General features: G+C 64.8%; 17 protein-coding genes. 3 read left to right on the top strand and 14 right to left on the bottom strand.

What is annotated here, in order from left to right:
* Positions 1–73: 73 nt before the first annotated feature.
* From ACSQ3Z_RS05505 to ACSQ3Z_RS05480, 6 genes are read right to left on the bottom strand one after another with little or no spacing between them, the layout of a single operon-like run.
* Complete coding sequence (locus tag ACSQ3Z_RS05505) at positions 74–553, bottom strand: MarR family winged helix-turn-helix transcriptional regulator (RefSeq protein WP_436170333.1); 480 nt, start codon at positions 551–553, stop codon at positions 74–76.
* Positions 535–1,119, bottom strand: coding sequence for an amino acid synthesis family protein (locus ACSQ3Z_RS05500; protein WP_436170332.1), 585 nt, complete (start codon positions 1,117–1,119; stop codon positions 535–537). Before ACSQ3Z_RS05500 ends, ACSQ3Z_RS05505 begins: the two co-directional genes overlap by 19 nt.
* Complete coding sequence (locus ACSQ3Z_RS05495; protein WP_436170331.1) at positions 1,112–1,993, bottom strand: UPF0280 family protein; 882 nt, start codon at positions 1,991–1,993, stop codon at positions 1,112–1,114. The genes ACSQ3Z_RS05500 and ACSQ3Z_RS05495 overlap by 8 nt, the downstream gene beginning before the upstream one ends.
* Entirely contained in the window at positions 1,993–3,531 is a 1,539-nt protein-coding gene (locus ACSQ3Z_RS05490) for a 6-hydroxynicotinate reductase (protein ID WP_436170330.1), read from the bottom strand. Before ACSQ3Z_RS05490 ends, ACSQ3Z_RS05495 begins: the two co-directional genes overlap by 1 nt.
* The gene (locus ACSQ3Z_RS05485; protein ID WP_436170329.1) at positions 3,528–6,281 is read right to left on the bottom strand and encodes a molybdopterin-dependent oxidoreductase; all 2,754 of its coding nucleotides are present in this window, start codon (positions 6,279–6,281) and stop codon (positions 3,528–3,530) included. Before ACSQ3Z_RS05485 ends, ACSQ3Z_RS05490 begins: the two co-directional genes overlap by 4 nt.
* Entirely contained in the window at positions 6,278–7,141 is an 864-nt protein-coding gene (locus ACSQ3Z_RS05480; protein WP_436170328.1) for an FAD binding domain-containing protein, read from the bottom strand. The genes ACSQ3Z_RS05485 and ACSQ3Z_RS05480 overlap by 4 nt, the downstream gene beginning before the upstream one ends.
* A gap of 287 nt (positions 7,142–7,428) precedes the next feature.
* Between ACSQ3Z_RS05480 and pncA the strand changes: the two genes are divergently transcribed.
* Positions 7,429–8,043, top strand: a complete 615-nt coding sequence (pncA, locus tag ACSQ3Z_RS05475) for a bifunctional nicotinamidase/pyrazinamidase (RefSeq protein ID WP_436170327.1) — start codon at positions 7,429–7,431, stop codon at positions 8,041–8,043.
* Positions 8,044–8,173: 130 nt separating this feature from the next.
* Complete coding sequence (locus ACSQ3Z_RS05470; RefSeq protein WP_436171838.1) at positions 8,174–9,499, top strand: sodium:proton antiporter; 1,326 nt, start codon at positions 8,174–8,176, stop codon at positions 9,497–9,499.
* Here the strand turns inward: ACSQ3Z_RS05470 and ACSQ3Z_RS05465 are convergent, their stop codons facing one another.
* From ACSQ3Z_RS05465 to gcvA, 8 genes are all read right to left on the bottom strand, one after another.
* Positions 9,500–10,219, bottom strand: coding sequence for an ABC transporter ATP-binding protein (locus tag ACSQ3Z_RS05465; RefSeq protein ID WP_436170326.1), 720 nt, complete (start codon positions 10,217–10,219; stop codon positions 9,500–9,502). It abuts the gene before it with no gap.
* Complete coding sequence (locus tag ACSQ3Z_RS05460; protein WP_436170325.1) at positions 10,216–10,941, bottom strand: ABC transporter ATP-binding protein; 726 nt, start codon at positions 10,939–10,941, stop codon at positions 10,216–10,218. Before ACSQ3Z_RS05460 ends, ACSQ3Z_RS05465 begins: the two co-directional genes overlap by 4 nt.
* Positions 10,938–11,900: a branched-chain amino acid ABC transporter permease gene (locus ACSQ3Z_RS05455; protein ID WP_436170324.1), complete on the bottom strand. Its 963-nt coding sequence runs from the start codon at positions 11,898–11,900 to the stop codon at positions 10,938–10,940. The genes ACSQ3Z_RS05460 and ACSQ3Z_RS05455 overlap by 4 nt, the downstream gene beginning before the upstream one ends.
* Positions 11,897–12,778 (bottom strand): branched-chain amino acid ABC transporter permease, encoded by an 882-nt coding sequence (locus tag ACSQ3Z_RS05450; protein ID WP_436170323.1) that lies wholly within the window; start codon positions 12,776–12,778, stop codon positions 11,897–11,899. Before ACSQ3Z_RS05450 ends, ACSQ3Z_RS05455 begins: the two co-directional genes overlap by 4 nt.
* Positions 12,779–12,936: 158 nt before the next feature.
* Complete coding sequence (locus ACSQ3Z_RS05445; protein ID WP_436170322.1) at positions 12,937–14,241, bottom strand: ABC transporter substrate-binding protein; 1,305 nt, start codon at positions 14,239–14,241, stop codon at positions 12,937–12,939.
* A 150-nt stretch (positions 14,242–14,391) separates the two neighbouring features.
* Positions 14,392–15,846, bottom strand: coding sequence for a hypothetical protein (locus tag ACSQ3Z_RS05440; protein WP_436170321.1), 1,455 nt, complete (start codon positions 15,844–15,846; stop codon positions 14,392–14,394).
* 202 nt (positions 15,847–16,048) lie between these two features.
* A complete protein-coding gene (gene pncB / locus ACSQ3Z_RS05435) occupies positions 16,049–17,353 on the bottom strand; it encodes a nicotinate phosphoribosyltransferase (RefSeq protein WP_436170320.1) in 1,305 nt (434 codons plus the stop codon).
* A gap of 114 nt (positions 17,354–17,467) precedes the next feature.
* Positions 17,468–18,442, bottom strand: a complete 975-nt coding sequence (gene gcvA / locus ACSQ3Z_RS05430) for a transcriptional regulator GcvA (protein WP_436170319.1) — start codon at positions 18,440–18,442, stop codon at positions 17,468–17,470.
* Between the two features lie 262 nt (positions 18,443–18,704).
* Here gcvA and speB point away from each other — a divergent pair, with 262 nt between their 5' ends.
* Complete coding sequence (gene speB / locus ACSQ3Z_RS05425) at positions 18,705–19,766, top strand: agmatinase (RefSeq protein ID WP_436170318.1); 1,062 nt, start codon at positions 18,705–18,707, stop codon at positions 19,764–19,766.
* Positions 19,767–19,801: the final 35 nt, after the last annotated feature.

The raw sequence follows: 19,801 nt of genomic DNA, 5'->3' as shown, positions 1-19,801 counted from the left end.
GCCAGACGTCTCGCTGAAACGAAAAAGCCTGGCTTCGCGCCGGGCTTTTTCGTGGGCCTTCAGGAAGTGCGTCCTACGCTAGCTTGGCCAGCAGCCGCATGAAGGTGGCCGCTTCCTTGGCCGACAGCGGCGCCAGCGTTTCCGCTGTGATGTCGCGGGCAAGCGGGATCAGCCGCTCGATCGCATCGCGGCCCTCAGCGGTCAGATTGACCAGCAGGCGCCGTTTGTCGACCTCGTGCTTGGAAAGCTCGACCAGGCCGCGCGCCTTCAGCCGGTCGATGACGCCCTTCACCGTCGCCGCGTCCATGGCGATGAGGGTGCCGAGCTGGTTTTGCGAGGTCTCGCCGACGTCGTGCAGCTTGGCCAGAGCAGCGAATTGCGGCGGCGTCAGATCGGCGATGTGGGCGGCGAAGATCGCAACATGGCGCTGATGTGCCTTGCGCAGGATGAAGCCGACCTGCTCCTGCAGATGGTAGTCGTTCTCCTCAGGCTCTTCGGCCTCGACCAGCTTCAGCCTGATTTCCTCTCCGGCGCTCACCGCAGCCCATCCCATGCCTTGATGTCCCTGGCCGCCAGACCGCCCATGCGGTCGTGAATGCGCGGGCCGCAGGTCATCGCCAGACAGAACAGGATCTCATCGGGACGCGGCCCGTCGCTGACGCCGACTTCCATGGCGTCGAAATGGCTGCGCACATAGGCAGCGTTGATGTGGCCGAGCGGCACGTCGAGCTTCGAGCCGAAGGCACCGACCTTCTTTGCCGACGGTACGATCGCCTTGGCGTCGCCGAGCCGCTCGCGCATCGCGTAACCGCCCGGTACGTGCCACAGCGCGCCATGCTCCAGTTCACCGGCGGAGCCGACGATGGCGCCCTTGCCGTAACCATCGATCTGCTTCACGTCGCCGCCAAGTGCTGCGATCAGTCGGTCGGCGAGCATCAGCCCGAGCGGCTTCAGATCGTCCATGGCGCTCTGCAGATCCTCGACATAGCGACCGGCGAAGGGGTTCTTCACCAGCGCCAGGGCCGCGGCGCGGCGGCGCGGCTCATTTGGCGCCGGCCCGCCGTCGTGAAAGATTTCTTCCGTCAGAACCGCGATCTTGCGGATCGGAAACTCAGGCATGGGCAACTTCCTTCCCTGGGATTTTTGTGGGCGCGGCAAGCGCCATGGAGCCACTGATGCGGGTTTGGCCGGCAAGGAAAAGCGCCGAAGCTGATATCAGGCCATTTCGGCGAAAATCATCGGCGACAGCGAGCCCGCTGTCCAGTGCGGTGCCGATTTCTGCCGGTGAAAGCGGGCCGACAGCCGTCGTCACCAAGCGGTTGCCCAGATCGTTGTCGGGCGCCAGATCGCGTGCAGGCTCGCGCTTGATGGCGGGGTGATCGGGCAGATCGATTGCATTGGCGATCAATGTCGCGGCCGCATCGGCCTCGGCGCCGGTCCGTGCCAGCACGGTGACGGCATCGGCGATACCCAGCGAAAAGGAGCGGCCACGCCAGCCGCTGGTTGCGACACCGCGAATTCCGTCCTCGGCGCGGATGGTGATGCGGTCCGCGAGGCCGTGGCCGGTACCGGCAATGGCGAGGGTGATCGACTGGCCGGCGCCGAGATGGATGGCGCTGTCGCCGCCATTGTTGACATAGGCGCGGTCGAGCTTTCGGCCGGCAAGCAGAGCAGCAAGCACTTCGTCGGCTACCGAGCCGGCGACGGCGGCCATCGGCGTGATGAAGTTTTTTGACAGCGGCGCAACCGCCGCTTCCATCCGGTGTGCCGTTGGACCCGAAAACACGCGCGGACCAAGTCCCGCTGGTTTACGCAGTTCCGGCAGTTCATCGACCAACTCGGTCAGGATCGTCTGGAAGCGTGCGACCGCCTGACCACAGGCTGCTCGACATTCTTCGGCCGGGCCAAAGGCCTCGATGATGAGGTCGATCGGGCCGTGGTTGAGATGCAGCCGCCTTCCGTCATCAAGCCAATGCGCCTGCGGGCCGTTCATCAGCCGGCCCCGTTCGCCGCGCGCCGCAGCTGCGCCAGCGGCGGCCAGGGATTGCTTATCGGCGCACCGGTGCCGCGACGCGGATTGAGATATTCGCCGCCCTTGGCAAGGATGTCCTCGACACTGCGGATCTCGGCCTCGTAGCCGCCCAGCCTGACATAGTCGTCGCGGCGCAGCGTGAATTCGATCGGCGCCACCAGCGCCGGGGTCGGCACATAGCCGAAGGCGCCTTCCGGCACTCGGGTGACGTCGACCATCAAAGTGATGCCGCCACCCGGCCAGACATAGACCGGCGCGCCGCCGACCGTGACGTAGGTCTTCAGGCCCTGCACCGAGCGGGTGAGATTGACCGGGTTCTCCGTGACGCCGGCGCGCAGCGAGCCGCCTGCACCGCCGATGAACAGCACGGTGCAGAGCGCCGGCTCGCAATTCTCCTCGATCAGACCGACCGACTTCTGCAGCCGTTCCGGGAACGGCTTTTCGACCGGCTTCAAATCGTCGTCGAGTTCGTAATAGGCGAACTGCTCGCCGGTGGTCGACACCATCAGCAGCGAAAGGCCGGGACGCGCCCCCTTCTTGGCATTCCACTCGCCGAGGATCGACAGCGGGTCGGAAATGCTCGTGCCGCCCCAGCCGAGACCGGGCTCCGACACCTTGAAATAGCGGCCGGGCGTCGAACGGCGGCCGATGATTTTTATTCCGGTATCCTGCCAGCCCAGCACCTTGCCGGCCTGATGCTCGGAGACGACGCCGGTGATGTGGTCGTCGACCACCACCACTTCGTCGACCAGGCCGCGCCACTGCGTGGCGAACATGCCGATGGTGGCCGAGCCGCAGCCGACGCGCATGCGGTGCTCGACCTTGCCGTCGATGACGGGTGGTTTGCCGGCTTCGACGATGATTGTGGCACCTCCGTCGATGGTGAGTGCGACAGGCTTGCGGCTGCACAAATTGAGCAGTGCGTCGCAAGTGGCGCGCCCTTCGGCCTTGGAGCCGCCGGTCAGGTGATGCACGCCGCCCAGCGACAGCATCTGCGAGCCGTATTCCCCCGTCGTGACATGGCCGATGGCCTCGCCTTCCGCGCGCACGGTCGCCGTTTCGGGTCCGATATGGCGGTCGGTGTCGATCTTCACCTTGACGCCGCAATAGGAGAAGATGCCCTCCGTCACCACGGTGACGAGATCGACGCCCTCGACCTGCTGGCTGACGATGAACGGGGCCGGTTTGTAGTCGGGATAGGTGGTACCGGCGCCAATCGCGGTGACGAAACGGCGCCCGGTGTTGACCAGCTCGCCGTTCCACGCCTCGCCCTCGGCAACGAAAGGCACGACCGCACCGCCGGTCTCGGCCGCATGGTCGAGGATGGTCAGCGGATCCATGCGCACGATGCGGCCGCCGACATTGCCGTAGCGGTCGCAGGCGCCGGTGCGGCCATCGGCGATGTAGCACATGACCGGACAGGCATCGCAGCGGATCTTCTCCGCCACCTGCTTTTCGCCGGGGTCGTGGGTTTCGAAACGTTCGGCAAGCTCGCTCATTGGCGTGCCTCCTTGTCGCGGATCGCCGCGCGGATGCGGCTCGGCGTCGCCGGCACCTTGGTGACCAGCACGCCCGTGGCGTGTCTGATAGCGTTGAGGATCGCCGGCGCCGTCGGGATCAGCACATGCTCGCCCAGCCCCTTGGCGCCGAACGGTCCTTCAGGATCGGGAACCTCTATCAAGATGGTCTCGATCGGCGGCACGTCGCCAATGGTCGGGATCAGATAGTCGTGCAGATTCTCGGTACGGCCGGGGATGTATTCCTCCATCAGCGCCATGCCGATGCCTTGCGCGATCCCGCCCTCGATCTGGCCTTCGACGAGCAAAGGATTGATCGCCTTGCCGACATCGTGTGCCGCGGTGATCTTGATCAGCTTGACCGTGCCGAGCTTGAGGTCGACCTCGAGTTCGGCGATCTGCGCGCCATAACCGTAGAGCGCATAGGGCTTGCCCTGGCCCTTGGCATCGAGCGGCAGCGTCGGCGGGTCGTAAGTTTCCTCGGCGACGAAGACGAGGCCATCGTTGTCGGCTTGCAGCGTCGAGAGATCGACCCGCCGCGTCGCTTCGCCCTCGCGGATGGCGAGACTCGATCCGTCAAGCGCGATCGCCGCCCTCTCAGAGACATTGGCGAAGCGCAGGATCGCTTCGCGCAGGGCACGGCCGGCCTTTTCGGCGGCTTTGCCGGTGACAAAGGTCTGGCGCGAGGCGGATGTTTTGCCGGCGTCGGGGGTGATGGCGGTATCGGCACTCTTTAGTCGGAATTTTTCCAGTGGCAGGCCGAGCGCGTCGGCGCAGATCTGGGTGATGACCGTGTTCGATCCCTGGCCGATGTCGACGGCGCCCTGATGCAGGACGACCTCGCCCTGGGCCGAGATGCCGACCTTGATGGTCGAGGGGTTGGGCAGCGAAGTGTTGCCGCAGCCATACCAGCAGGAGGCGACGCCGACGCCGCGTTTTTTTGTGCTGCTGCCGGCGTTGAACAGCTCCGTTTCGGCCAGGGCGCGCGTCCAATGCGGCTGCAGCGCCTCGAGGCATTCGGCGATGCCGACGCCGGAGTCCAGCTTTTGCCCAGTAACCGTTTCGGATCCGTTGCGAAGGCAGTTCTTCAAGCGGAAATCGAGCCTGTCCAACCCAAGCTTGCCGGCCAATTCATCGTAGAGCGTCTCCTGCATGATCGTCGCCTGCGGCACGCCGAAGCCGCGGAAGGCGCCGGAGATCGGGCCGTTGGTGTGTATGGCGCGGCCTTCGGCGCGGTAGTTCGGCGTGGCATAGGGGCCGGACGCGTGCACCGGCACGCGGTTGGCGACCGTCGGGCCCCAGCTGGCATAGGCGCCGGTGTTGAAATCACCCGAGAAAACCATGCCGGCGATGCGGCCGTCGGCATCGGCGCCGATGGTCGCCTGCATCTCGGCCGGATGGCGCTTGGTGGTCGAGATCATCGATTCATTGCGGGTATAGGCAAGTGCCGCCGGCCGTCCCGTCTTCATTGCCACAAGGCCGATGAGAGGCTGCAGCGAAACATCGAGTTTCGAGCCAAAACCGCCGCCGGTGGCGGTCGGCACGATGCGCACCTTGTCGACGGCAAGGCCAAGCACCTTGGCCGTGTCGTCGCGGTCCATGTACGGCGCCTGCGTGCAGGCGACGACGACCAGCGTGTCGCCGTCCATATAGGCATAGCCGGCTTCCGGCTCGATGTAGGCGTGTTCGACATAGGAGGTGTCGATGGTGCCAGACACGATGGCTGCGGCGCCGGAGAGCGCCGCGTCGGGGTCGCCGCGTTCGACAAAACCGGAGGTGAGCAGGTTCGCCGGCCTGTGCTGGTGGATCAGTTCGGCGCCGTCGACCTGCGCCTCACAGGGCTGCAGCAAATGGGGCAGTTCGGTCCAGGCAATCGGAAAATCCGCAAGGTCGAGATCGAGGATGGCCTCACGCTCGCCGGCAACCAGCGCCACCGCCTCGCCGCGAAAACGCGAAAACCCTTCCGCCAGGGCGGGCTGGTCGGCGAAGGGGCCGATGACGCCGAAACAGTTCTTTCCCGGAATGTCGGCGGAGGTGAAGACGCCGGCAACGCCGGGACGGGCCCTCGCCCAGGAATCCAGGTCGCCGAAGGTGAACCGGGCGCGATAGTGCGGCGAGCGGACCACCAGCACTGCCAGCGCATCAGCCGGGAAGGAATCACCGCCGAACCTCTCGCCACCGGTGACTTTGGGCAAGCCATCGAGGCGGACCGGCGAGGCGCCGACGGCATGGCCGGAACCGGGCATACGGTGATCGAGCCCATTGGCATGGCGTGAGGCGTCCATCACCGCCGCGACGATCTTTCGGTAGCCGGTGCAGCGGCAGAGCACGCCTCCCAGCGCATCCTGTGTCTCGATCTCGTTCGGGAAAGGATTGTTTTCGAGAAGCGCGGTTGCTGCGACCAGCAGGCCGGGCGTGCAGATGCCGCATTGCGCAGCGCCATGATCGAGGAACGAGGCCTGCAGCGCCGAAAGTTTTCCGTTGGCTAGGCCTTCGACCGTGGTTATCGCCGCGCCGGCCGCCGAGGCCGCCGGCATCAGGCAGGCGCAGACCGGCTCGCCGTCGACCAGCACCGTGCAGGCGCCGCAGTCACCGGCGTCGCAGCCGACCTTGGTGCCGGTCAGCCGCAACTCGTCGCGCAGCACCTGCGAGAGCCGCCGCACCGGCGGCACGGAGACGCTGACGGCGGCGCCGTTGACCTCGAAAGCGATGTCGGCGCGATTCATACTCATGCCGCTGCCACCTTTTCGTCGGCGGCATGGCCGATCGCACCGAGGACGGCCCGGGCAACAATTTCGCGCGCCGCATCAATTCTGTATTCGGCGCTGCCTCGTACATCGCCGATCGGCGACAGTTCGTCCATCGGCGCGGATTGAACCGCAACGGCAAGCGCCCGATCTGTAGGCAGGCCGCGCAAGGCTGCCTCAACAGCTGCAAGACGCTTGGCGACCGCCGAGCAGGAACCGACGGCGATTGCGGCGTCGCTGACGATGCCGCCCTCGATGGTCAGGCGCGCTGCCACCATGGCGATGGAGATGACGAGATAGCGCCTCGCGCCAAGCTTTACGAAGGCGGATGTGCCGGTAGCAGCGGGTTTCGGGACGCGAATGGCGGTGACCATCTCGCCCGGCAGCAAGGCGGTGCGGCGATTGCCGAGGATAAATTCTTGCAGCGGCAGATGACGTGTCGTTTGTGCCGAGCGCAGTTCGACCTCGGCATCAAGCACCAGCAATCCCGGCACGCCGTCGGCAGCGGGCGAGGCGTTGCAAAGATTGCCGGCAATGGAGGCGACGTTCTGGATCTGGACAGACCCGACTTCGCGCGCGGCCTGCTTCAAAGCATCGAATGCGGCCGGCAGCGGATGGCGGATGAGATCGGTCCAGGTGGTGCGCGCGCCGACCAGCCAGTGGTTGTCGGTCTCGACAATGCCGCGCAACGCGGCGAGACCGTTAATGTCGAGGACATTGTCGCGAAAAGGCTTGCTGCCTTGTGCCGGATAGAAATCGGTGCCGCCGGCAAGAATGCGCCAGCGATCCTCGCCAAGCAAAGCGAGCGCCTCGTCGACCGTGGTGGGTTTCGCGTAACGGATCACGCCCTACCTTCCAAAACAAAAGGGACCTTCCCAGAAAAGGGCCGCCTCGAAGGGGCCTCCCGACGGATCCTGCCGGCGTCCGGACCGGTCAAATTCATTCGTATGCAAATGATATCAAGCCGGCAGGAATTGTCAAAGCCAGAGTTTGCGCCGCGGCTTGCGTCGGTTGGGTCGGCACGCATTTGTTATGACACTGGAGGTTGACGCCGCCGGCCATCTGGTCAAGTTTCTGCGTCCGGTCGCGTCGGCGGTGGAGCCTGAGCCGAGACAGAGAAGAAGGAGGCCCCATGGCCGACGAAGCGCTTGTTGTCATCGACCTGCAAAACGACTTCTGTCCGGGCGGCGCGCTGGCCGTGGCCGGCGGCGACGAAATCGTGCCTTTGGTCAACGATCTGATCCGGCGAACCGAGCATGTCGTGCTGACCCAGGACTGGCACCCGGCCGGCCATTCGAGCTTTGCCTCCAGCCATCCGGGCTCGCAGCCCTTCACGATGATCGATATGCCCTATGGGCCGCAGACATTGTGGCCGGACCATTGCATCCAGGGCAGTCTCGGTTCGGATTTCCACTCGGGTCTGGCCTGGACCAAGGCCGAGCTGGTGATCCGCAAGGGGTACCGCCCGGCGATCGACAGCTATTCGGCCTTTTTCGAGAACGACCATACGACGCCGACGGGTCTCGCCGGCTATCTGCGCGAGCGCGGCATCGACACAGTGACCCTGGTTGGCCTGGCGACCGACTTCTGCGTCGCCTTTTCGGCGCTCGATGCGGTCAAGCAAGGGTTCAAGACGACGGTGCGGCTCGACGCCTGCCGCGGCATCGACCTCAACGGCTCCGTCGAGGCGATGCTGAAGCGGATGCGCGAGGCCGGCGTGACGCTCGAAGACCAAGCCTCGGACTAGACCCGTGAGGCACCGGGGGGGCTTCAGACGATTGTCTACGGTTTTGGCGGCGGGCACCTTGGCCGTCGCCATTCTCCTGTTTCCGGGACTGGCCGTCGCGGCGGAGGCCCACGAATTGCCCGGCGCGACGATGTCGCTGTGGTGGGCGCTGCCCTTTGCCGGCCTGCTGCTGTCGATCGCCACCGGGCCGCTGCTCTTCCACCATATCTGGGAGCACCATTACGGCAAGATCACCGCGCTGTGGGCGGGACTGGTGGTGGTGCCGTTGGCGATCGTATTCGGTATCCCTTCGGCGAGCGAAGCGGTGCTGCACACGCTGCTCAGCGAATACATGTCCTTCATCATCCTCTTGTTTGCGCTCTACACGATCTCTGGCGGCATCCTGCTTGCCGGCAACATCCATGGCACGCCCCAGGTCAATGCCGCGCTGCTGCTGATCGGCGCCATCCTCGCCTCGGTCATCGGCACCACCGGCGCCTCGATGATCCTGATCCGGCCGATCCTGCGCGCCAATGACAACCGGCCGTTCAACGCCCATGTCGTCATCTTCTTCATCTTCCTGGTTTCCAACATCGGCGGCTCGCTGACGCCGCTTGGCGATCCGCCATTGTTCGTCGGCTTCCTGCGCGGCGTCGATTTCTTCTGGACGACCACGAATCTCTGGCGCGAGACCCTGTTTGTCGGCGGCCTGGTGCTGATCGTCTTCCTGGCGATCGACATCGTCCTGCACCGCCGCGAAGGCGGCGCGCCGAAGATCAAGGATCCGACGCCGGATACGACAGTGCGGCTGCGCGGCCTGGCCAACCTGCCGCTGCTGGCCGGCGTGATCGGCGCGATCCTGCTTTCCGCCAGTTGGAAGCCGGGTATCAGCCTTTCCATCCTTGGCATCGGGCTCGAGCTGCAGAACCTCGTGCGCGACGCCATCATCCTGGCGCTGGCCTTCCTGTCGCTTCGTGTCTCATACAAGAGCCATCGCGAGGCGAACGGCTTCACCTGGGGGCCGATCGCCGAAGTCGCAAAATTGTTTGCCGGCATCTTCATCTGCATCGTGCCGGTCATCGCCATACTCAGGGTCGGTCACGAAGGCGCTTTGGCGCCGCTGGTCGCGCTCGTCACCTCGCCCACGGGCCAGCCCAACGACCTCGCCTATTTTTGGCTGACCGGGGCGCTGTCGTCCTTCCTCGACAATGCGCCGACCTATCTGGTGTTCTTCGAACTCGCCGGGGGCGATCCTCAGCATCTGATGACGGAGGCTGCCTCGACGCTGGCGGCGATCTCGGTCGGCGCGGTGTTCATGGGCGCCAACACTTATATCGGCAATGCGCCGAACTTCATGGTCTTTGCCATCGCCAGACATCGTGGCGTCAAGATGCCGGGCTTCTTCGGCTATATGGCGTGGTCGGGGCTGGTGCTGATCCCGACATTCTTGATCGCCGGCTTCCTGTTCTTCGGCTGATCAGCCGACGCCAACATAGCGGCGCACGGCGGAAGGGTCCGCGCGCAGCTCCTCGACATCGACGGTCTCGCGGTTGCGGCCGTTCTCGATGAAGCAGACGCGGTCGGCGACCGACAGCACGGCATCGACCCTCTGCTCGACGAGGATGGTCGACACCCCGAGCTCGCGCAGCTTGGCCACCGTCTCGCGGATCTTTGCGATCATCGACGGCATCAGCCCTTCGGTCGGCTCGTCGAGCAACAGCACCTGCGGTTCGAGACAGAGCGCGCGGGCCATGGCCAGCATTTGCTGCTCGCCGCCCGACAGAGTGCCGGAGCGTTGTCTCAACCGCTGGCGCAGCAGCGGGAAGAGGTCGAGCACGTTCTCGCGCGTCGCCTTGCCCTTGGCGCGCGTCATCAGGCCGATCTCGATGTTTTCAGCCACAGTCATCTCGGCAAACAGCCGTCTGCCTTGCGGCACATAGGCGACGCCGGCCTTCGGCACCTCATGCGCCGGCAGGCCGGTCAATTCCTTGCCGTCGAGTCTGATCGAGCCGGCGCTTGCCGGAACCAGGCCCATGATCGCCTTCAGGGTCGTCGTCTTGCCGGCGCCGTTGCGGCCGAACAGACACAGCACCTCGCCCTTGTTCAGCACAAGGTCAAGGCCGTAGAGCACCTGGACTTCGCCGTAAAAGCAGTCGAGCCCGGAGATTGTTAAGGCTTCAGGCGGTGTTTCGGTCATGGGGTCGTCCCCAGATAGGCTTCCTGCACCTCGGCGTTTTCGCGGATCGCCTCGGGCGTGCCCTCGGCGAGAATCCTGCCGGCGTTGAAGACGGTGATGCGGTCGGCAAGCTGCATGACGACAGGCATGTTGTGTTCGATCAGCAGCACCGTGGCGCTCTTGGCGATCTCGCGCACGAGTTCTATGAAATTGTCGATCTCGCTGTCGGCCAGGCCTTGCGTCGGCTCATCGAGGATCAGCAGGCGCGGCTTCAGCGCCAGGCCCATCGCGACTTCGAGCAGGCGCTGATGGCCATATGAGAGCTGCCCGGCCGGCATGTGGGCGCGGTCGGCGAGGCCGGTGCGCTCGAGCGCCGCCATGACGCCGGTGCGGACAGCGCCCTTCGAGCGGCCATCAGTCAGCGTGCGCTGCACCGGCAGCGCGACATTGTCGTAGGCGGAGAGGTTGGCAAAGACGCTGGTGATCTGAAAGGTGTAGGCGACGCCGAGCCGAACCCTGGCGTAGGCCGGCAGGTTGGTGATGTCGGCGCCATCGAAGACGATCATGCCTGACGAGGGCTGGATGCGGCCGCTGACCAGGCTGACGAAGGTGGTCTTGCCGGCGCCGTTGGGACCGATGACGGCGCGGATCTCGCCCGGCATCAGCGCGAAGTCGACGCCATCGACCGCGCGCAGGCCACCGAAACTGCGCGACAGGCCCTTGGTCGTCAGCAGCGGCATCATGGCAGCCACCCAAGCCAGCGCTGGCGGATAGAGCCCAGAATGCCTTTCGGGAAGAACAGAACCAGCAGGATGAGCGCGATGCCGACGATCAGCAGATAGGCCGAGGTGAAGCCGCTGGCGATGTCGATGATATAGTACATGAACAGCGTGCCGATCAACGGACCAAGAGTGGTGGCGGCGCCACCGAGCAGCACCCAGAGCAGCGGCAGGATGGAATACTGCACCGAAGCGAAGCTCGAGCCGACATAGCCGAACAGCAGCGCATAGGCCGCACCCGAGGCCGCGCAGATGGTGCCGGAGACGACGACGGCGATGAGCTTGTTGGAGAAGGTGTCGTAGCCCAGCATCTTCGTCCGCTCCTCGTTCTCGCGGATGGCGACCAGCACGCGGCCGTATCTGGAGCGAACGATGGCAAGCGTGACGAGCAGCACGATCGAAAACAATGCCAGAGCGCTCATGTAGCGCACGGTCGGGTGGGTCAGGTCGAACGACGCTGAGCCGAGGACAAGGACGCGCGCCGCTTGCTGAACGACCAGACCCTGGTCGCCGCCGGTCCATGACGCGAAATAGAGGATGACGAGATAGAACACCTGCGCGAACATCATGGTGACGATCATGAAGGCGACGCCCGTGGTGCGCAGCGCCAGCACACCGATCACCAGCGCCAGCAGCGCGCCGCAGGCAAGGCCGGCGGCGAAGGCGGCCGGCACGTTCCATCCGAGATGATAGACGGTTAGCCCGGCGCCATAGAGCCCGGCGGAAAAGAACATGGCGTGGCCGAGGCTGAGCAGCCCGACATAGCCGAACAGCATGTTGTAGCCCATGGCGAAGACCGCCAGCACCATGATGCGGGCGAGCAGGCCGTGGTGATAGTCCGGCAGGACGAAGCTGAGCGCAAAGAGCAGGGCGATGGCGCCGAGATGCAGCGCATAGGGCTTTGCCGGCGATGCTTCGGTCATCGCGACGCCGTCCCGAACAGGCCGTGCGGCCGGAACACCAGCACCATGGCGACCAGGAAAGTGGCGATGATCTTGGCCAGCGTCGGCGAGAAGAACACCGAGATGATGCCGTCCGACAGGCCGATCAGCACGGCGGCGACGACGGTGCCGCGCAGCGAGCCAAGGCCACCGATGATGACGACAATGAAGGATAGCAGCAGCGGATCCTGCCCCATCAGGTAGTGCGCCTGGCTGATCGGCACGATCAGCACCGCGGCGATGGCCGCCAGCATGGCGCCGAGCGCGAAGACGCCGCCATAGACGCGGTCGACCGGAATGCCGAAGGCTTGCGCCGTCTCGCTGTCATACTGGGTGGCGCGCATGACAAGGCCGATCTTCGTGCGTGTCAGCACCAGCCACGTTGCGACGAGCAGAAGCGCCGAGGCCGCGATGACCGACAGCTTGTAGCCGGAATAGCCGAACCATGGCAGAAGGATGCGATAACTGAAAGGCGGCTCCACCGGGCGCGCTTCCGGACCGTAGAAGGTCAGTGCCAGCTGCTGGATGATGTAGAGCATGCCGATGGTGGCGACGATGGTGGCTTCGGGATTGTAATTGAGCCGGCGCAGCACCAGCCGCTCGGCGACGAGCGCAATGGCGCCAACGATCAATGGCGCCAGCACAAGAGCTGCCAGGAAGCCGAGCGCCGGGTGGCCCGAAATCGCCGTCGAAATCGCCCAGGCCAGCACCGCGCCCAGCATGAAGAACTCGCCATGGGCGACGTTGACGACGCGCATGACGCCGAACACCAGCGACAGGCCAAGCGCCGTCAGCGCCAGCACGGCGGAGGTGACGAGGCCTTCGAGGGCGGCGAGTAGGAGATGGGGTCCAAAGTGCATGCAGGGCGCCCTTTACCCTCCCCCATGTGGGGAGGGTGACCGCGCAGCGGTCGGGTGGGGGGTGGGGCATGGGTCGTCGCGACCCCCACCCCGTCTCACGAGCTTCGCGACCGCGAAGCTCGTGTGCCGACTCCCCACAAGGGGGAGGATGAGGCGCCTCACAGCGCCTGCGTCGTATAATCCCCTTCCGGTTCGTAGAGGCCGTCCTCGATCTTGGTCTTGTGGACGACCTTGAGCTTGCCGCCTTCGACCTTGGAGATGTTCTGGATGCCAAAGCACTGGTGGATCTTGCCGTTGAAGGTTTTTGGCCCCTGCGGGTGCTCCGGGCCCTCGGCGAACTCGGTCAGCGCCTCGGTCGCCTCGACCAGCTTGGCGCGGTCTTCCGGCCCTTTGTAGCCGGCATCTTCCATCGCCTTCTTGACGACGTAGAGCGTTTCCCAGCAGCCGAACATGTGCGAGGCGGTGGAGACATCCTTGGGGTCGCCGACAGCCGCACCATTGTCGTCGATGCCGACGGCGGCGCGGTAGGCCTTCTGCGCGGCGGAATCATCCGGCTGCGCATAGCGCGGCGAGCCTTCCCAGAAATGGCTGCCGTCGAGGAATTCCAGCCCGGGGCTGTTGATGTCGGTGGCTTCCAGCGAATCCATGAAGCCAAACAGTTGCGGCCGGTTGGAGCCGTAGAACTCGCCGAGCTCCTTGACGAAGGTGAGCACCGCCGGGCCGACCATGACGTGATAGATCACCTCGGTTTCGGCCGGAATCTGCGGAAAATATTTGGTGAAGGAGGATTCCGTCGGCGGGATGGCGATCTGGGCGATGACATCCGCGCCTTGAGCCTTCAGCGCCGGCGGCAGGTAGTCGCGGTGGTCGTAGCCGAAGGCGAAATCCGGGAATATCTGCGTCACCTTCTTGCCGGCATTGGCGGCGATCCACGGCGCCATCGACTGGATCTGGCTCTTCACATCGGTGATGCCCGGCTGGAAGACGTAGCGGTTGAGCTTGGTCGAAGCGACGTGATGGCCTTCGCTGACGACGAAATACGGGATCTTGGCCTCGCCGGCGGCCGGTGCCGAGCCGATAACGACATGCGAGAACAGCGTGCCGAAGACTATGTCGGTCTTGTGCTGGGTGGCGAACTTGCCGACCACTTCGGCGCCACGGGCGGGGTCGGTGCCGTCGTCCTCGATAATGACTTCGACGGGACGGCCATTGATGCCACCGGCATCGTTGATGGCTTTGACGGCGGCTGCGGTGGTCTTCTCATACCAGCGGCCATAGGCGGCGCCGATGCCGGTGCGGTGCGACTGGAAGCCGATCTTGACCGGTGCCGAGCTCTGCGCCTGGCTGTAGCGGACAAAGCCCGGAGCGACTGCGAGGCCGGCGCCGGCGGCAAGGCCCTTCAGCGCGGTGCGGCGAGAAAGAGTGGTCCTGGAGAGGTCGAAAAATCCGTTCTTGTCAGCCATGTCCGTTCCCCTGTTTTTCAGTCTTGACCAGCGATAAGGCGGCTCATTCATCCTCCGTCAGAGGATGAAAAATTGCATGTGTACAAACTAAATCACCAAAGCCCCGGCGTGGCAAGCGAGCTTTCCCCAAAGGATGTTGGTCGCCTCGTCTCATCCCGCGGTCGGCGTGGCAAGCAACCAAAGGCCGAAGACGGTATAGGCGATCATCAGCACCGTGAGCGGCAACTGGCTGAGCGCGGCGCGGGCGGGAATCGGGTGCAGCCGCCAGGCGAGACCGTGAGCGACGAGCACGGCCAGCATGTGGCCGGCGATGATGATGCCGGCCTGCAGATTCCACAGCCACCAGGCCGAGTCGGCGCCGGCAACGACGCCGGCTTCGATCTGCATTTCAGAGGTGCCAAAGAGGTTCCAGCCCAGCGCAAACGGGTCGGAAAGGGCGGCAATCGCATACTGGCCGTCGACCAGCAGTGCCGTAAGATAATGCGCGATATGATAGGCGAGCGCGATCGGCACGATCGACCAGACCAACAGACCCGCCGCCTCGCCGAGGGAATGCCGGCTGCCGGCGAGGTATCGGCCGAGGATGACGGCCAGCATGAATGCCGCTGCCAGCAGCACGAATGTCAGCACAAGGCCGAAACTGCCGATGCCGACCAGCGCCGTGCGGCCCGGATATTCGAGCGGATTGATGCCGAACAGGCCGAGCCAGAAGAAGGTTTTGGACAGGCCGTCGAAAGAGACCGACGACAGCGCCAACAGCAGGAAGGCGACGCCGCTGGGTGGCAGCGGTTCGGCCGCCAACAGCTTGGCGCCTGGCCAGCAGAGATTGAGCCGCCCGTCTCCATCGCGCCCGTCTTCATTGCGCTCAAGGAGGGCGAAACGCGCCACCATGGCGAAGAAGACCGTGAGGAACTCGCCGCGTTGGCTCCAGCCGCGATAGCCGAAGACCAGCATGGCGATGAAGCTCAGCAGCCAGTAGAGGCCGGCGGCAAAGGCCAGGCGTGCCGGATCGTCTGGCGCCGGGTCGATCAGCTCGAACCAGGCGAAGGCGCAGAACAGGATGACGGCCGGCCAGCTGCCGAGCCATGTTAGCGGCCGCATTTCCTGCGCCTCTTCTTCGCGCCCGATCAGGCGACTGATGATGCGCCATGGCGCATACCAGGGATTGAGCCACGACCAGAGATCGCCGAGCAGCCCCTGCAACATGGCCAAGCCCACCCACAGCAGTGTCCAGATGACGAGGGGCAGCGGGTTGGAGAGTGGGTCGCGGCTGCCGAACAGGCCTGCGGTGACTAGGATTGCGAAGCCGGCGAAGGAGATCAGGCTGATGGTGGTGCGAAGACCGTCACCGAAGACGAAGAGTGGCAGGCGTCGGCGCCAGAAGCGATCGAGGGCGTCCGGTGGCAGCAAGGCCAGAATAAGGAAGCTGACGGCAACGGCCAGCGCTCCGCCGGCGATGTAGTAGCCGGTAGGGAGAAGGAGCACGTGGCCGCGGTCGGAGGCGTGGGCGAAGGCGGCGGTGGGCGAGAGTGCGGCAATGCCTGTAAAGCAACAGAGCAGGAGGCGGCAGTGCTCTACGGCGCCCCCCTCTGTCCTGCCGGACATCTCCCCCACTTGGGGGGAGATCGGCAGTTCGCGCGATCGGCGCCTTTCTTGCAACGTCGGAGATTGGCGAAAGCCGCGATGGCAGCCAATCCCCCCCCTTGTGGGGGAGATGTCCGGCAGGACAGAGGGGGGCGCGACGGAACTCAGCCTATCCACAATTGCCAACCTGCGGAGATGCCGGATTCAGCACCGGTGGCCTCCCTCACACCTTGACCAGCTGCTCCACGCGATCCTTCGCCCCGAAAATCCTGAGATACCGCTCGATCTCCTTCAGATCGCCGGTCGCCTTGGCCGGATTGTCCGACAGCTTGACCGCCGGCCTGCCATTGGCCTCGGTGACCTTGCAGACCAGCGATATCGCATCGAGGCTGTTGGTCTCCGTTGGCGCGCAGCCTTCGAAATCGTTGGTCAAATTGGTGCCCCAGCCGAAGGACATGCGCACCTTGCCCTTGAAGTGGCGGTAGGTCTCCTCGATGGTCTCGACCTCGAGCCCGTCGGAGAAGATCAGCAGCTTCTGCCTGGGATCCTTGCCTCTCTCGCGCCACCAGGAAATGATCTTCTCGCCGCCTTCGATCGGCGGCGCGCTGTCGGGGCGGAAGCCGGTCCAGTCGGCGACCCAATCCGGCGCATCGCGCAGGAAGGATGCGGTGCCGAAGGCGTCGGGCAGCACGATCAACAGATTGCCGCCATAGTAGCGCTGCCAGTCCTGCAGCACCTTGTAGGGCGACTGTTTCAGTTCCTTTTCCGAATTGGCGAGGGCGGCAAACACCATCGGCAGTTCGTGTGCGTTGGTACCCAGCGCCTCGAGGTCGTTGTCCATGGCCAACAGCACGTTGGAGGTGCCGGTGAAGGCCTCGCCGATGCCTTCCTTGAGTGCCTCGACGCACCAGCGCTGCCACAGGAAGGAATGGCGGCGGCGCGTGCCGAAGTCGGAGATGCGGATGCCCGGCAAGGCCTTCAGCCGCTCGGTCTTGGCCCACATCTTGGCCTTGGCGCGGGCATAAAGCACGTCGAGCGCGAAGGGGCCGAAAGCGCGCATGGCGGCGCGCGAGCGCATTTCGTTGATGATGGCGAGCGCCGGGATCTCCCACAGCGTCGTGTACATCCAAGGGCCGCTGAAGCTCAGCTCATACTGGCCGTCGCGCCTGGACAGCTCGTATTCGGGCAGCTGGAAGTCTTCCAGCCAGGCGAGGAATTCCGGTTCGAAGATCTGCTTGCGGCCATAGAAATTGTTGCCGCCCAGCCAGATCATCTCCTTCTTGGAGAAGCGCAAGGTGCGGGCATGGTCGAGCTGGTCGCGCAGTTCACCTTCGTCGATCTCCTCGGCAAGACGCACCGAGGTGGTGCGATTGATCAGCGAGAAGGTGGTGTCGACCTTGGGATACATGCCCCAGATCATCTGCAGCATCAAAAGCTTGTAGAAATCGGTGTCGAGCAGGCTGCGGACGATCGGGTCGAGCTTCCAGGTGTGGTTGTAGACACGCCGCGCAATATCGGTCTTTGCCATGTCTTGCCGTCGCCCTCGCTGCTCGCTCCCTGCAATTGCCTCTTAGCATTGAATTTTTGAAAGCGCTGCCCGCTTTCCAGGCTGGCCCGACAAAAAGAACCGCTCCAGTCCAGCTCAGGATGCGGTCTTGGCGCCGATGACGCGCAATGCCGGACGCTTCCTGCGGATGCCGATGCGGCCGGCCACCGGAGCGTCGGCGCGGCCGTCGGCCTGCTCCTTCTCGGCAAACAGCCAGTCGATGAACAGCTGCACGATCGGTGCCGAGCGCATCTCGTTGCGGCAGACGACGTAGAAATCGTCGACCGCCGGCACCGACAGGCTGAACGGCGCGACCAGCAGGCCCCTGGCGAGCAGCGTGCTTGCCGTCACGGAATCGCCTAGCGCCACGCCATGGCCGTGCACCGCCGCCTCGGTCGCGGTGCGGGCATCGCCGAGATGGTGGCGGCGGCCGCGCTCCAGGTCGAGCCCATCGGCGGCGGCCAGCCAGGTGTGCCATTCGCGGCCGTCATCGCCGTGCAGGAAGACATGGTCGGCGAGATCGCGGACGGTGCGGATCGGACGGTTGTTGATCAGCGTCGGGCTGACCACCGGGAACAGCTCCAGGCCCGACCATTTGCGCATCCAGCAGTCGCTCCAGCTGCCGTCGCCATAATGCACGCAGACATCGATGTGCGGCGCGCGGATGTCCCTGGGGTCGTTGGACGGGACGAGCGTCAGCCTGATGTCGGGATATTGTGACATGAAGCTGCCGAGCCGGGGCGCCATCCACAAAAGCAGCAGCGCCGGCACGCAGGAGACCGAGAGCGTGCCGGCACTGGCCGGCCTGGTCATGCGCTGGGTGGCGGCGGCGATGCCGTCGAAGGCGGTCGACACCGCCGGCAAGAGTTCGGCACCATGCGGCGTGAGTTTCACCCGCTGTCCGGCGCGCTCGAACAGCTTGACGCCGAGCGATTGCTCGAGCGCCTTGATCTGGTGGCTGACGGCACCGTGGGTGACATTGAGCTCGGTCGCCGCCTTGGTCAGCGAGGCGTGGCGCGCCGTAGCCTCGAAGGCGCGCAGCGGATTCAACGGGGGCAGACGCTTGGCCATCGGCACTCGCTAAGCACGATCCCGAGGCCGGTTTTCGGACAAGATCGCGCGCCAAATTGATTGTGAGATTTTCTCACAACAATCACACTAACAATATCAATTGATTTTTCAATCCAGCTGCCGGACACTTTGGACCAGAGCAGCATCAAGACGTGAAATTCGAAGGCAGCCAGAGCGGGACAGCGGTCCGGCCGGATGGTGGTCAGTTCGCCAAGCGTCGCCGAGGCCTTTCGAGTCATCATTCAGACAGGAGGAGACCGACATGGGTTATGATCGCGGCAAGCTCGAAGCGTTGCGTCGCAAATATGGCGAGGGCCATGGCGGCGAGATGTTCGACCCGAAATTCCGCAAGGTCGCCGACAAGATCTTCTCCAAGAGCGGCACAAGGCTGGCGCCCTATTCCGGCATCCCGACCTTCCTTGCAGCACCCTATCGCGAAATTGCCGCCGACAATCCGGACTTCGGCGACCTGCAGGTGGCGATCATCGGCGTGCCGATGGATCTCGGCGTCACCAACCGGCCGGGCTCGCGCTTCGGGCCGCGGGCGCTGCGCGCCATCGAGCGCATCGGCCCTTACAACCACGTACTGGAATGCGCGCCGACGCATGAGCTTCGGGTCGCCGACATCGGCGACGTACCGTTCCAGAGCCGCTACCGGCTGGAGGCCAGCCATGACGACATCGAGCGCCGCACCAACCAGATCGTCGATGCCGGCGTGATCCCGCTTTCAGTCGGCGGCGACCATTCGATCAGCCATCCGATCCTGAAGGCGGTCGGCAAGAAGGCGCCGGTCGGCATGATCCATATCGACGCCCACTGCGACACCAGCGGCCTGTTCGACCTGACCAAGTTCCATCATGGCGGGCCGTTCCGCAACGCAGTGCTGGACGGCGTGCTCGACCCGTCGCGCACCATCCAGATCGGCATCCGCGGCGCGGCCGAGTATCTATGGGAGTTCAGCTACGAATCCGGCATGACCGTGGTGCATTCCGAAGAGGTGACCGGCCTCGGCATCCCCGCCATCATCGAGAAGGCGCGCAAGATTGTCGGCGACGGCCCGACCTACATCTCCTTCGACGTCGACAGCGTCGATCCGGCCTTCGCGCCGGGCACCGGCACGCCGGAGATCGGCGGGCTGACGACGCGCGAGGTGCTCGAACTGCTGCGCGGCCTCAAGGGTCTCAACATCGTCGGCGGCGACGTCGTCGAGGTGGCGCCGCAATATGACGCGACCACCAACACCGCTCATGTCGGCGCTCAGATTCTGTTCGAGATCCTGAGCCTGATGGTGTTCAGCCCGGCGATCACCAGCAAGGGATCCTGACGAACTGACAAATCGAAGGCGGCCGCCGCGCTGGA

The organism is Mesorhizobium sp. LjNodule214 (assembly GCF_964252735.1).
Classification (GTDB): domain Bacteria; phylum Pseudomonadota; class Alphaproteobacteria; order Rhizobiales; family Rhizobiaceae; genus Mesorhizobium.
The sequence above is the reverse complement of the archived record's forward strand: the minus strand, read 5'-3'. Positions and strand labels throughout refer to the sequence as shown.

Excerpts from the sequence above, each read along its gene's own strand:
- speB (WP_436170318.1), top strand. The coding sequence starts at position 18,705 with ATGGGTTATGATCGCGGCAAGCTCGAAGCGTTGCGTCGCAAATATGGC.
- ACSQ3Z_RS05455 (WP_436170324.1), bottom strand. The coding sequence starts at position 11,900 with ATGACCGAAGCATCGCCGGCAAAGCCCTATGCGCTGCATCTCGGCGCC.
- ACSQ3Z_RS05490 (WP_436170330.1), bottom strand. The coding sequence starts at position 3,531 with ATGAGCGAGCTTGCCGAACGTTTCGAAACCCACGACCCCGGCGAAAAG.
- ACSQ3Z_RS05450 (WP_436170323.1), bottom strand. The coding sequence starts at position 12,778 with ATGCACTTTGGACCCCATCTCCTACTCGCCGCCCTCGAAGGCCTCGTC.
- ACSQ3Z_RS05505 (WP_436170333.1), bottom strand. The coding sequence starts at position 553 with ATGGGATGGGCTGCGGTGAGCGCCGGAGAGGAAATCAGGCTGAAGCTG.
- ACSQ3Z_RS05440 (WP_436170321.1), bottom strand. The coding sequence starts at position 15,846 with ATGTCCGGCAGGACAGAGGGGGGCGCCGTAGAGCACTGCCGCCTCCTG.
- pncA (WP_436170327.1), top strand. The coding sequence starts at position 7,429 with ATGGCCGACGAAGCGCTTGTTGTCATCGACCTGCAAAACGACTTCTGT.
- ACSQ3Z_RS05500 (WP_436170332.1), bottom strand. The coding sequence starts at position 1,119 with ATGCCTGAGTTTCCGATCCGCAAGATCGCGGTTCTGACGGAAGAAATC.
- pncB (WP_436170320.1), bottom strand. The coding sequence starts at position 17,353 with ATGGCAAAGACCGATATTGCGCGGCGTGTCTACAACCACACCTGGAAG.
- gcvA (WP_436170319.1), bottom strand. The coding sequence starts at position 18,442 with ATGGCCAAGCGTCTGCCCCCGTTGAATCCGCTGCGCGCCTTCGAGGCT.
- ACSQ3Z_RS05445 (WP_436170322.1), bottom strand. The coding sequence starts at position 14,241 with ATGGCTGACAAGAACGGATTTTTCGACCTCTCCAGGACCACTCTTTCT.
- ACSQ3Z_RS05495 (WP_436170331.1), bottom strand. The coding sequence starts at position 1,993 with ATGAACGGCCCGCAGGCGCATTGGCTTGATGACGGAAGGCGGCTGCAT.
- ACSQ3Z_RS05485 (WP_436170329.1), bottom strand. The coding sequence starts at position 6,281 with ATGAGTATGAATCGCGCCGACATCGCTTTCGAGGTCAACGGCGCCGCC.
- ACSQ3Z_RS05470 (WP_436171838.1), top strand. The coding sequence starts at position 8,174 with ATGTCGCTGTGGTGGGCGCTGCCCTTTGCCGGCCTGCTGCTGTCGATC.
- ACSQ3Z_RS05460 (WP_436170325.1), bottom strand. The coding sequence starts at position 10,941 with ATGATGCCGCTGCTGACGACCAAGGGCCTGTCGCGCAGTTTCGGTGGC.
- ACSQ3Z_RS05465 (WP_436170326.1), bottom strand. The coding sequence starts at position 10,219 with ATGACCGAAACACCGCCTGAAGCCTTAACAATCTCCGGGCTCGACTGC.